Source organism: Streptomyces sp. A012304, from assembly GCF_026008495.1.
GTDB lineage: Bacteria > Actinomycetota > Actinomycetes > Streptomycetales > Streptomycetaceae > Streptomyces.
Genome location: NZ_BQUN01000092.1, coordinates 52,453 through 64,097 on the forward strand (window position 1 = coordinate 52,453; position 11,645 = coordinate 64,097).

General features: G+C 70.9%; 12 protein-coding genes. 6 read left to right on the forward strand and 6 right to left on the reverse strand.

Going from position 1 to position 11,645, the window contains the following annotated elements; translation table 11 throughout:
* Positions 1-20 precede the first annotated feature (20 nt).
* From folP to ALMP_RS19500, 5 genes are all read left to right on the forward strand, one after another.
* On the forward strand, positions 21-1,031 hold the full coding sequence (gene folP, locus ALMP_RS19480) for a dihydropteroate synthase (protein ID WP_264929981.1): 1,011 nt from the start codon (positions 21-23) through the stop codon (positions 1,029-1,031).
* Complete coding sequence (locus ALMP_RS19485; RefSeq protein WP_264929982.1) at positions 1,028-1,531, forward strand: nuclear transport factor 2 family protein; 504 nt, start codon at positions 1,028-1,030, stop codon at positions 1,529-1,531. The genes folP and ALMP_RS19485 overlap by 4 nt, the downstream gene beginning before the upstream one ends.
* A gap of 292 nt (positions 1,532-1,823) precedes the next feature.
* Complete coding sequence (gene folB, locus ALMP_RS19490; RefSeq protein ID WP_264929984.1) at positions 1,824-2,183, forward strand: dihydroneopterin aldolase; 360 nt, start codon at positions 1,824-1,826, stop codon at positions 2,181-2,183.
* Entirely contained in the window at positions 2,180-2,791 is a 612-nt protein-coding gene (gene folK / locus ALMP_RS19495) for a 2-amino-4-hydroxy-6-hydroxymethyldihydropteridine diphosphokinase (protein ID WP_264929986.1), read from the forward strand. The genes folB and folK overlap by 4 nt, the downstream gene beginning before the upstream one ends.
* Before the next feature lie 47 nt (positions 2,792-2,838).
* Complete coding sequence (locus tag ALMP_RS19500) at positions 2,839-3,327, forward strand: DUF3180 domain-containing protein (RefSeq protein WP_264929988.1); 489 nt, start codon at positions 2,839-2,841, stop codon at positions 3,325-3,327.
* A gap of 46 nt (positions 3,328-3,373) precedes the next feature.
* Here ALMP_RS19500 and folE read toward each other — a convergent pair whose 3' ends face one another.
* The 6 genes from folE to dacB all read right to left on the reverse strand — a co-directional run bounded on the left by folE (position 3,374) and on the right by dacB (position 10,980).
* The gene (folE, locus tag ALMP_RS19505) at positions 3,374-3,979 is read right to left on the reverse strand and encodes a GTP cyclohydrolase I FolE (protein ID WP_264929990.1); all 606 of its coding nucleotides are present in this window, start codon (positions 3,977-3,979) and stop codon (positions 3,374-3,376) included.
* Positions 3,980-4,078: 99 nt separating this feature from the next.
* A complete protein-coding gene (ftsH, locus tag ALMP_RS19510) occupies positions 4,079-6,118 on the reverse strand; it encodes an ATP-dependent zinc metalloprotease FtsH (protein ID WP_264929991.1) in 2,040 nt (679 codons plus the stop codon).
* A gap of 183 nt (positions 6,119-6,301) precedes the next feature.
* Positions 6,302-6,862 carry a hypoxanthine phosphoribosyltransferase gene (hpt, locus tag ALMP_RS19515; protein WP_264930168.1) on the reverse strand — a complete coding sequence of 187 codons (561 nt, stop codon included), beginning with the start codon at positions 6,860-6,862 and terminating at the stop codon, positions 6,302-6,304.
* A gap of 60 nt (positions 6,863-6,922) precedes the next feature.
* A complete protein-coding gene (gene tilS, locus ALMP_RS19520; RefSeq protein ID WP_264929993.1) occupies positions 6,923-7,951 on the reverse strand; it encodes a tRNA lysidine(34) synthetase TilS in 1,029 nt (342 codons plus the stop codon).
* Positions 7,952-8,141: 190 nt separating this feature from the next.
* On the reverse strand, positions 8,142-9,272 hold the full coding sequence (locus ALMP_RS19525; RefSeq protein ID WP_264929994.1) for a zinc-dependent metalloprotease: 1,131 nt from the start codon (positions 9,270-9,272) through the stop codon (positions 8,142-8,144).
* Between the two features lie 76 nt (positions 9,273-9,348).
* On the reverse strand, positions 9,349-10,980 hold the full coding sequence (gene dacB, locus ALMP_RS19530) for a D-alanyl-D-alanine carboxypeptidase/D-alanyl-D-alanine-endopeptidase (protein WP_264929996.1): 1,632 nt from the start codon (positions 10,978-10,980) through the stop codon (positions 9,349-9,351).
* Positions 10,981-11,105: 125 nt separating this feature from the next.
* On the opposite strand from dacB, the gene ALMP_RS19535 reads away from it, so the two are divergent.
* Positions 11,106-11,597, forward strand: a complete 492-nt coding sequence (locus ALMP_RS19535; protein WP_029381130.1) for an inorganic diphosphatase — start codon at positions 11,106-11,108, stop codon at positions 11,595-11,597.
* The last annotated feature ends 48 nt before the right edge of the window (positions 11,598-11,645 follow it).

Consider the following 11,645-nt stretch of genomic DNA (forward strand, 5'->3'; position numbering starts at 1 on the left):
CCTGGGCCTACGCTGAACATATGAGCAAGCAGAGCGGACGCGGGCACGTCGACGGCCTTCCGGCGTGGGACCGCTGCGCGGTCATGGGGGTCGTCAACGTCACCCCGGACTCCTTCTCCGACGGCGGCCGCTGGTTCGACCCGACGGCCGCCGTCAAGCACGGCCTCCACCTGGTCGCCGAGGGCGCCGACCTCGTCGACGTCGGCGGCGAGTCCACCCGCCCCGGCGCCACCCGCGTCGACGAGGCCGAGGAACTGCGCCGCGTCGTCCCCGTCGTCCGCGACCTCGCCTCCGAGGGCGTCGTCGTCTCCGTCGACACCATGCGCGCCTCCGTCGCCGCCCAGGCCCTCGCCGCCGGCGCCGCCCTCGTCAACGATGTCAGCGGCGGCCTCGCCGACCCCGAGATGATCCCGGTCGTCGCCGACGCCGGCGCGCCCTTCGTCGTCATGCACTGGCGCGGGTTCCTCGCGGGCGGCAACGTCAAGGGCGCCTACGACGACGTCGTCCGCGAGGTCGTCGACGAACTCCACGCGCGCGTGGACGCCGTCCTGGCCGGCGGCATCGCCCCGGACCGCCTCGTCGTCGACCCCGGCCTCGGCTTCTCCAAGAACGCCGAGCACGACCTCGCCCTGCTCGCCCACCTCGACCGGTTGCTCGCCCTCGGCCACCCGTTGCTCGTCGCCGCCTCCCGCAAGCGCTTCCTCGGCCGCGTCCTGGCAGGCCCCGAGAGCGCGCCGCCGCCCGCGCGCGAGCGCGACGCCGCCACGGCCGCCGTCTCCGCCCTCGCCGCGCACGCCGGCGCATGGGCGGTGCGCGTCCACGAGGTACGCGCGACAGCGGACGCCGTACGGGTCGCACGCGCCGTGGAAGAGGCCCGCGCAACGGACGCCACGCCGGGCGCGAACACGCAGCACCAGGCGCGGCCCGACACGAACGCGCCCGCGCGTGACGCGCAGACCGCGGCAGACGTACCCGCCGCGCGCCCTGCCTCCCTCCCGCACCACCCCGGCGGCGCGGAAGGAGCCCGGTGAGCGCCCCCCACACCGACGTCGAACAGGTCGAGGCCGCCAACACCGCCTTCTACGAGGCGATGGAGCGGGGTGACTTCGAGGAGGTGTCCTCGCTCTGGCTCAGCCCCTCCGACCTGGGCGTCGACGAGTCGTACCACGACCCGGCGGACGTGGGCGTGATCTCCTGCGTGCACCCCGGCTGGCCCGTCCTCACCGGCCGCGGCGAGGTGCTGCGGTCGTACGCGCTGATCATGGCGCACACCGACTACATCCAGTTCTTCCTCACCGACGTGCACGTGTCCGTCACCGGCGACACCGCCCTGGTGACCTGCACCGAGAACATCCTCAGCGGCGGGCCCGCCCCGCGGGCCGGTGAGGATCTGGGGCCGCTCGTGGGCCAGCTGGTGGTGGCGACGAACGTCTTCCGCCGCACCGCCGACGGCTGGAAGCTCTGGTCCCACCACGCCTCCCCCGTCCTGGCCGAAACCGACGAGGACGAGGACGAGGAGACGCCTTCCTGACGCCCAGCGGGTAGGTGACAAGGGACCGTACGGCCCACCCGGACGAGGACGGATGGCCCACACGAACCAAAGAAGTGGTTGGAATCACGAACCCGCGGGTAGGGGCGGCTACCAACCCGTGAGCCACCGGATTCTCCAGGGGAAACGCAGGGTGAAACATCCCGCCCCCGGCCGGGCCGCGGCCCCCGTGGCCCGGCCCCGTCCGTGCTCGCAGGTAGATTCTTTCGAGGCCGGTGTGCCGCCCGCACACGGTACGCACCGGCTGGGACCGACGATTGCAGGAGTGATTCGCGTGGATCGTGTCGCGCTGCGCGGCCTGAGGGCCCGCGGGCACCACGGCGTGTTCCCCGAGGAACGCGAGGAGGGCCAGACCTTCGTCGTGGACCTCGTCCTGGGCCTGGACACCCGTCCGGCCGCGGCCGACGACGACCTGGCGAAGACCGTGCACTACGGCATCGTGGCGGAGGAGGTCGTGGCCGTCGTCGAGGGCGAGCCGGTCAACCTCATCGAGACGCTCGCCGAGCGCATCGCCCAGGCCTGTCTGAAGCACGAAGGGGTCCAGGAGGTCGACGTGTGCGTCCACAAACCGAACGCACCGATCACCGTCCCCTTCGACGACGTGACCGTCACCATCACCCGGAGGCGAGTATGACCGCGTTCTTCACCGAGGGTCACAGCGACCCGACCGTACAGCCGGTGCCCGCCTCCGTCGTCGAGAAGGTCGACGCCGCCGACACCACCCTCCACAACCCCAAACGGGCCGTCATCTCCCTCGGCTCCAACCTCGGCAACCGCCTGGAGAACCTCCAGGGCGCCATCGACGCCCTGGAGGACACGCCCGGTGTCCGCGTCAAGGCGGTCTCCCCCGTCTACGAGACCGCGCCCTGGGGCGTGGCACCCGACAGCCAGCCCTCGTACTTCAACGCGGTGGTCGTCCTGAAGACCACCCTCCCGCCGTCCTCCCTGCTGGAGCGGGCCCACGCCGTCGAGGAGGCCTTCCACCGCGTACGGGACGAACGCTGGGGCGCACGCACCCTGGACGTCGACATCGTCGCGTACGCCGACGTCGTCTCCGACGACCCGCAGCTCACGCTCCCCCACCCGCGCGCCCACGAACGCGCCTTCGTCCTCGTCCCGTGGCACGACGTGGAGCCCGGCGCCCAGCTGCCCGGGCGGGGCGCGGTCTCCGACCTCCTCGACACCGTCACCCGCGAGGGCGTCGAAGCCCGCAAGGATCTGGAACTCCGGCTGCCCGAGTAGTCGTTAAGGTCAACACGACCACACTCCGGGGAAGTCGAAGGGACACCGTGAGAGAGCTGCGCATCAGGATGCTGGCCGGCGTCTTCGTCGTCGCCGGCGTCCTGTCCTGGGCGGGCGCCCGCCTCTGGAACTCGATCGGGACCCTCCCCAGCGTCCCGCTGGCCGCCCCCATCGTCCTCGCCGTGATCGCCGCGATCCTGCTGGCGACGGCGCTCTCGCTGCGCTCACGCCTCAAGGCCCAGCGCGAGCGCCGCCCCGAGGCCAAGGGCGTCGACCCGCTCATGGCGGCCCGCGCGGTCGTCTTCGGCCAGTCCAGCGCCCTGGTCGCCGCCCTCGTCTCCGGCATGTACGGCGGCGCCGGCGTCTTCCTCCTGGAATCCCTCGACATCCCCGCCCGCCGCGACCAGGCCATCTACGCCGGCTTCTCGGTCCTCGCCGGCATCGCCGTCATAGCGGCAGCCCTCTTCCTGGAACGAGTCTGCAAGCTCCCGGAAGACGACGAACACAACGGAGCGGGCACAGCTCCGGCGGCGTGAGGCCGCCACCGGTACGGGGAGCGGAGCGACAGCGCTCCCCACGGCGTCAGCGCGCCATGATCAGGCTCATCGCCTCGTTGCGCGTCGCCGCGTCCCGCAACTGCCCGCGCACCGCCGAGGTGATGGTCTTGGCGCCGGGCTTGCGGATGCCCCGCATCGACATGCACATGTGCTCGCACTCCACCACGACGATGACGCCCCGCGGCTCAAGGATCTTCATCAGGGAGTCCGCGATCTGCGTGGTGAGTCGTTCCTGCACCTGCGGGCGGCGCGCGAAGACATCCACGAGACGGGCCAGTTTGGACAGTCCGGTGATCTTGCCGCTGGTGGACGGGATGTAGCCGACGTGCGCGACCCCCCTGAACGGCACGAGATGATGCTCACAGGTCGAGTACACCTCGATGTCCTTCACGAGCACCATCTCGTCGTGTCCCAGATCGAACGTGGTCGTCAGCACGTCCTCGGGCTGTTGCCAGAGCCCCGCGAATATCTCCCGATACGCCCGAGCCACCCGCGCCGGAGTCTCCCTCAGGCCCTCGCGGTCCGGGTCCTCGCCGACCGCGATGAGGAGTTCGCGGACGGCGTTCTCGGCTCGTTTCTCGTCGAACTCACCGATGGAGCCCTCGCCGTCGAGCGTCACGGGGTCGGTCATCTGGTGCCTCGTTCCTGTCTGTCCTGCTGACGGGCATCACGGAAATGCCGCGCCCCCCAGGCTAAATCCTGGGGGGCGCGGCATCCATTCCCGGGTCGCTCAGCTCTCCGGACGCTCCTCGGGGGCCGGCTCGGCCACCGGGGCGGGGTCCGTCGCGGTGGACTTGGCGGTGGTGATCGCCGGAGTCGCGCCGTTGGCACCGTTGGTCAGTGCGAGCTCCTTGGGGGAGAGCACCGGCGGGCGGGTGGACGGCGTGCGCCGCGAGGAGCCGGTCCAGGCGGGCCGCGGCGGGCGCTTGACGATGGGGGCGAAGATCTCGGCGATCTCCTCCTTGCCCAGCGTCTCCTTCTCCAGCAGCTGGAGGACCAGGTTGTCGAGGACGTCGCGGTTCTCGACCAGGATCTCCCAGGCCTCGTTGTGCGCGTTCTCGATGAGCTTCTTGACCTCTTCGTCGACCAGCGCGGCGACCTCTTCCGAGTAGTCGCGCTGGTGAGCCATCTCACGGCCGAGGAAGGGCTCAGTGTTGTCGCCGCCGAACTTGATGGCGCCGAGACGCTCGGTCATGCCGTACTGCGTGACCATCGCGCGGGCCGTGGCGGTGGCCTTCTCGATGTCGTTCGCGGCGCCGGTGGTCGGGTCGTGGAAGACCAGTTCCTCCGCCGCTCGGCCGCCCAGCATGTAGGCGAGCTGGTCGAGCATCTCGTTGCGCGTGGTCGAGTACTTGTCCTCGTCGGGCAGGACCATCGTGTAGCCGAGGGCGCGGCCGCGGGACAGGATCGTGATCTTGTGGACCGGGTCGGAGTTGGGTGAGGCCGCCGCGACCAGGGCGTGACCGCCCTCGTGGTACGCGGTGATCTTCTTCTCCTTGTCCGACATGATCCGGGTCCGCTTCTGCGGGCCCGCGACCACGCGGTCGATCGCCTCGTCCAGCATCTGGTTGTCGATGAGCTTCTTGTCGGAGCGGGCCGTGAGCAGCGCCGCCTCGTTCAGCACGTTCGACAGGTCGGCGCCGGTGAAGCCCGGCGTGCGGCGGGCGACCGCCGCCAGGTCGACGTCGGGCGCGACCGGCTTGCCCTTCTGGTGGACCTTGAGGATCTCCAGGCGGCCCTGCATGTCCGGGCGGTCGACCGCGATCTGGCGGTCGAAGCGGCCGGGGCGCAGGAGGGCCGGGTCGAGGATGTCGGGCCGGTTGGTGGCGGCGATGAGGATCACACCGCCCTTGACGTCGAAGCCGTCCATCTCGACGAGCAGCTGGTTCAGCGTCTGCTCGCGCTCGTCGTGACCGCCGCCGAGGCCGGCGCCGCGGTGGCGGCCGACCGCGTCGATCTCGTCGACGAAGACGATCGCCGGGGCGTTCGCCTTGGCCTGCTCGAAGAGGTCACGGACTCGGGAGGCACCGACACCGACGAACATCTCGACGAAGTCGGAACCGGAGATCGAGTAGAAGGGGACGCCCGCCTCGCCGGCGACGGCGCGCGCGAGGAGCGTCTTGCCGGTGCCGGGAGGGCCGTACAGGAGTACGCCCTTGGGGATCTTGGCGCCGACGGCCTGGAACTTGGCCGGTTCCTGAAGGAATTCCTTGATCTCGTGGAGCTCCTCGACGGCCTCGTCCGAGCCTGCGACGTCGGCGAACGTCGTCTTCGGGGTGTCCTTGGTGATGAGCTTGGCCTTGGACTTGCCGAAGTTCATGACTCGGGAGCCGCCGCCCTGCATCTGATTCATCAGGAACAGGAAGACGACCACGATGAGGACGAAGGGGAGCAGTGAGAGCAGGATGCCCACGAAGGGGTTCTGCTTGGACGGCGACACGGTGTAGCCGTCCGGGATCTGCTTGTCCTGGAACTTGGTCTGCAGCGTGTTGGCGATGGTCACGCCCTGGTCGCCGATGTAGCTCGCCTGGATCTTCGAGCTGCCCTCGACCTTTGTGCCGTCCTTGAGCGTGACCTTGATGATCTGCTCGTCACCGGTGGTGAGCTTGGCCGACTCGACCTTGTTGTCGTTGATCGCTGCCACGACCTGGCCGGTGTCCACCGTCTTGTAGCCGCCGGACGAGCCGACGACCTGCATCAACACGACCACGGCAAGGACGGCCAGCACGATCCACATGACCGGCCCACGGAAGTATCGCTTCACGTCCATCCATACGGAGCGGTGCCGCCCCGTCCCTCCTGCCATAGTGAGTTTGATAAGACAGTTCTTCTGACGGTACCCCAGCTTCGCCGCCCGAAGCCGCACGGGACGGCTGGCGAACCCGTCTGCATGCTCCAACGGCGCGAGGCCCGCCGGGGTTCCCGATCTTCGTACGGGGCTGAGCCCTTCGGGTCAGCCGCCGTAGACGTGGGGCGCGAGCGTACCGACGAAGGGGAGGTTGCGGTACTTCTCGGCGTAGTCGAGGCCGTAGCCCACGACGAACTCGTTGGGGATGTCGAAGCCGACCCATTCGACGTCGATGGCGACCTTGGCGGCATCGGGCTTGCGCAGCAGCGTGCAGACCTTCAGGGAGGCCGGCTCGCGCGAGCCGAGGTTGGAGATCAGCCAGGACAGGGTCAGGCCGGAGTCGATGATGTCCTCGACGATCAGGACGTGCCGGCCCTTGATGTCGGTGTCGAGGTCCTTGAGGATCCGCACCACGCCGGAGGACTGGGTGCCCGCGCCGTACGACGACACGGCCATCCAGTCCATGGTGACGGGGGTGGACAGGGCCCGGGCGAGGTCGGCCATGACCATCACCGCGCCCTTGAGGACGCCGACGATCAGCAGGTCCTTGCCCGCGTACTCCGCGTCGATCTTCGCGGCCAGCTCGGCCAGCTTCGCGTCGATCTCTTCCTTGGTGATGAGTACCTGCTTGAGGTCGGCACCCATGTCTTTCGCGTCCACCCGCATCACTTTCGGTCGTCCCACCGGCTGGCCGCCCCTCTCCGAGGTGCTCGGAGGGGCAGGGATTCAGCCTTGCCGAATCACCAGTCTGCCACCCTGGCGCTGGGCGACGACTTTGCCGGGAAGATTGATGGCTCCTTGACCGCGCCAGCCGGTGATCAGCCGGTCGACCTCCTCGATGTGCCGGGCGAACAGTGAACCGGCCGGGGCGCCCGCCTCGATGGCGGCGCGGCGCAGGACGCGGCGGCGTACGGCGGGCGGCAGGGCGTAGAGCTTCGCGCACTCCAGGAGGCCCGCGGAGTCCCGTACGGCGGCCTCGGCCTGGCGGGCCCAGGTGTCGAGGGCGTCGGCGTCGTCGCGGGAGAGCTGGGCCGTCCGGGCGAGGGCTTCGACGACGCCCTTGCCGAGGGCCTTCTCCAGGGCGGGCAGGCCTTCGTGGCGCAGCCGGGAGCGGGTGTAGGCCGGATCGGCGTTGTGGGGGTCGTCCCAGACGGGCAGGGACTGGACCATGCAGGCCTTGCGCGCGGTCTGCCGGTCGAGTTCCAGGAAGGGGCGGCGGTAACGGCCGCCGGCCCCCGAGACCGCGGCCATTCCGGACAGGGAGCGGATGCCGGAGCCGCGGGCGAGGCCGAGGAGAACGGTCTCGGCCTGGTCGTCGCGGGTGTGGCCGAGGAGGACGGCCGCGGCGCCGTGGCGGTCGGCGGCGGCGTCGAGGGCGGCGTAGCGGGCGTCGCGGGCGGCTGCCTCGGGTCCGCCCTCGCGGCCGACGGTGACGGCGGTGGACTCGACGGGGTCGAGGCCGAGCTGGCGCATCCGCAGGACGACCTCGTCGGCGCGCTGGTCGGAGCCGGCCTGGAGACCGTGGTCGACGGTGACACCGCCCGCGCGGATGCCGAGCTTGGGGGCTTCGAAGGCGAGGGCGGAGGCGAGTGCCATGGAGTCGGCCCCACCGGAGCAGGCCACGAGCACGAGCGGCGAGGGCGGACGCTCGTGCGGGCTCGTCTCTTCGGTGAGGCGGGCGTGTTGGGTGAGGATGTCGTGGAGGACGCGGCGGACCGCCAGGCGTATCGCCGCGACCGCAGGATGGGGACCCATTGTCCGGTTCCCTTCATGAAGTTTTCGGGGGTGAACCCGAGGTCGGTCACGCAGAGTGTGTAGATGGTGACAGAACCGGGCCGTTCCCCGAGCATTGCACGCCTACGCGGGCCTCACGGTCCCTCGGACGGGTGATTGAAGGGGCGTTCGCCTGCCGTCGGCCGGTTTCGGGCCACAGGGGTTCACCGGCTCACGGTTCGGCCCTGCGGTGCACCCGTGCGACCCAGTCCGCCGGTTTGGCGATCTCGGCCTTGGTCGGGAGGGTGTTGGGCGAGGTCCACACGCGGTTGAAGCCGTCCATGCCGACCTGGTCGACGACGGCCCTCACGAAGCGTTCGCCGTCCTTGTACTGCCGGAGTTTGGCGTCCAGGCCGAGGAGTTTGCGCAGGGCCATGTCGAGCCGGGAGGCGCCCTTGGCGCGACGCTGCTGGAACTTCTCGCGGATCTCGGAGACGGTCGGTACGACGTCGGGGCCGACGCCGTCCATGACGAAGTCGGCGTGGCCCTCCAGGAGGGACATCACGGCGGTGAGGCGGCCGAGGATCTCGCGCTGGGCGGGGCTCTGGACGAGTTCGACCAGGGAGCGTCCGCCGTCGTCCTCCTCGCCCTCGGGGCGGCCGCCGGCGAGGGACTGGGCGGCCTCGCGGACGCGTTCGAGGAAGGTCATGGGGTCGACGTCGGTCTCCGCGAGGAACGACTGGATCTCGCCCTCGAGGTGGTCGCGCAGCCAGGGCACGGCGGAGAACTGGGTGCGGTGGGTCTCCTCGTGCAGGCACACCCACAGGCGGAAGTCGTGGGGGTCGACGTCGAGTTCGCGTTCGACGTGGACGATGTTGGGGGCGACGAGGAGGAGGCGGCCGCCGCCGTCGGTGCCGGCGGGCAGGTCGCGGGTGGCGGGGGCGAAGGTCTCGTACTGGCCGAGGACGCGGGAGGCCAGGAACGACAGGAGCATGCCGAGTTCGACGCCGGTGACCTTGCCGCCGACGGCGCCGAGGACCACGCCCCCGGCGCTGTTGCTGCGGCGTTCCTGCATCTTGTCGAGCAGGGGTTTGAGGATCTCGCGGAAGCCGGCGACGTTGGCCCGGACCCAGCCGGGGCGGTCGACGACGAGGACGGGCGTGTCGTGGATGTCGTCGGTGCCCATACGAGTGAAGCCCCGGACGTGTCCTTCCGAGGCCTTGGCGTGCCGGCGCAGTTCCGCGACGACGGCGCGGGCCTCGTCGCGGCTCACTTCTGGGCCCGGCCGTACGAGCCGGGTCGCGGTCGCGACCGCGAGATTCCAGTCGACCATCCCGGAAGAGGCACCACCGATGCTCGTCATGTGTCAACCGTACGTGAGCACGGCCGCCGGGGGCAGGGCGTGGGGTGGAGATCGGGGTCGGGTCAGGGTCGGCCGGTCATCGGCAGCCGCATGCCGCCACCGCCGCGGCCACCCGGTCCAGGGCGGCCTGGGCCTGCCTGGTGTCGGCGGTGTCGGAGGCGAGGAGGGCGAAGGACAGCAGGCGGCCGTCCCGGTCGACGACGGTGCCGGCCAGGGTGTTGACGCCGGTCAGGGTGCCGGTCTTGGCGCGGACGAGGCCGGCGGTGCCGTCGGTGGAGCGGCTGGTGAGAGTGCCGGTGAAACCGGCGACGGGCAGGCCGGTGAGGACGGGGCGGAGGTCGGGGCGGGCGGGGTCGGCGGTCTTGGCGAGGAGGCCGGCCAGGAGGTTGGCGGTGAGGCGGTCCGCGCGGTCGAGGCCGCTGCCGTCCTTGAAGGTGACGCCGGACATCGGCAGGCCGAGCTTCTTGATCTGGGCGTGGATCGCGCGGCCGGCGCCGGCGAAGTCGGCGCGGACCCCGGTGGCGACGGCGGTCTGGCGGGCGAGGGCCTCGGCGATGTCGTTGTCGCTGTGCGTGAGCATGCGTTCGACCAGGACGGACAGGGGCGGGGAGGAGACGGTGGCGAGGGTCTGCGCGCGCGTGGTCGCCTTGGAGGGGCCGGGGTGGCTGGTGTGGATGCCGTGGGCCCGCAGCAGGTCGGCGAACTTTCTCGTGGCGTCGGCCGCCGGGTCGGCGACGCGGGTGGCCGGGCCGCTGGTGGAGTCGTCCGTGCGGCCTTCGTCGGCCATGAGGGCGGTGACCCGGGCGAGGTTGGGGTTGACTCCGATGGGGTGAACTTCGGAGCCGGCGTACAGGGTGGTGTCGTAGGAGAGCCTCAGCTTTTTGATGCCGCGTTTCTTGAGGGCTGTGGCGGTCTGGGCGGCGAGGGTGCGCAGGCCGGCGTGGCCGTCGGCGTCGGCGCGGGCGGTGAGGGTGGGGTCTCCGCCGCCGACGAGGACGAGTTCCTTGTTGTCGGGGTTGCCGGGCTCCAGTGCGGCGCGGGTGGTGAGGCGGTGGTCGGGGCCCATGGCGGTGAGCGCGGCGACGGCGGTGGCGATCTTCGTGGTGGAGGCCGGGGTGAGCGGCTGGTCGGCGCCGGCGTCGTACAGGCGTCGGCCGGTGGCCACGTCGACGACCGAGGCGGTGGTGCGGGGACCGAGGGCGGGGTCGGCCACGAGGGGGTCGAGGGCGCCCGCGAGGGCGGCGAGGCCGGGGAGGGTGCCCGGGACGGCCTGCACGGCGCTCGTGGTGGCGCCGAGACCGGTGAGGACGGTCGCGGCGCTGGGGGCGGGGCGCGGTGTCCCGGCCGCCGTTTCGGAGGTCGCGGGCCCTTCGGGGGTGTTGCCGTGATCTGCGCCACCCGTCCGTCCGAGTGCGGCGGCGCGGTCCCGCTCGGCCGTACGCTGACCGGTGGAGTCCCAGGGGCCCGCGGCGGTGACCACGCCGGCGGCCAGTGCCAGTCCGGCGGTCGCCGCGCCGGCGGTGTACTGCCAGGTCCTGAGGTTTCCGGCGGTCTTCGGCCGCGTGTTCCGGGCGAGCCGTGGTGTCGCCGCCCGCGTCAGCCGTGCGATCTGCGGCTTCGCGGCGGCCGCGGTGCGTGCGAGGCGCGGCCGTACGATGCCCGCGGCCCGTGCCAGACGGGGTCGTACGGCGTCCGCGGCTCGCACCACGTGGGGTCTCGCGGCTCGCCAAGGCCTCAGCTCCGGCACGAAACACCAGCCCCTTTCGCGATCACACACCTGCGTGAGGGACACTTAACCACCAGAACTATGTGCTGATCATGGAGGAGCCACCGGTGGAGTTCGACGTCACGATCGAGATCCCGAAGGGTTCGCGGAACAAGTACGAGGTGGACCACGAGACCGGTCGTATCCGCCTGGACCGTCGACTTTTCACCTCGACCGCCTACCCGACCGACTACGGCTTCGTCGAGAACACCCTCGGCGAGGACGGCGACCCGCTGGACGCGCTGGTCATCCTGGACGAGCCGACGTTCCCGGGCTGTCTGATCCGCTGCCGCGCGATCGGTATGTTCCGGATGACGGACGAGGCGGGCGGCGACGACAAGCTGCTGTGCGTCCCGGCGACCGACCCGCGTGTGGAGCACCTGCGTGACATCCACCACGTGTCGGAGTTCGACCGTCTGGAGATCCAGCACTTCTTCGAGGTGTACAAGGACCTGGAGCCCGGCAAGTCCGTCGAGGGCGCCAACTGGGTGGGCCGTACCGACGCCGAGGCGGAGATCGAGCGGTCGTACAAGCGCTTCAAGGAGCAGGGCGGTCACTGACCTCTCCCGCTGAGGGCCGCACGCACCTCGCGTGCGGCCCTTTTCGTG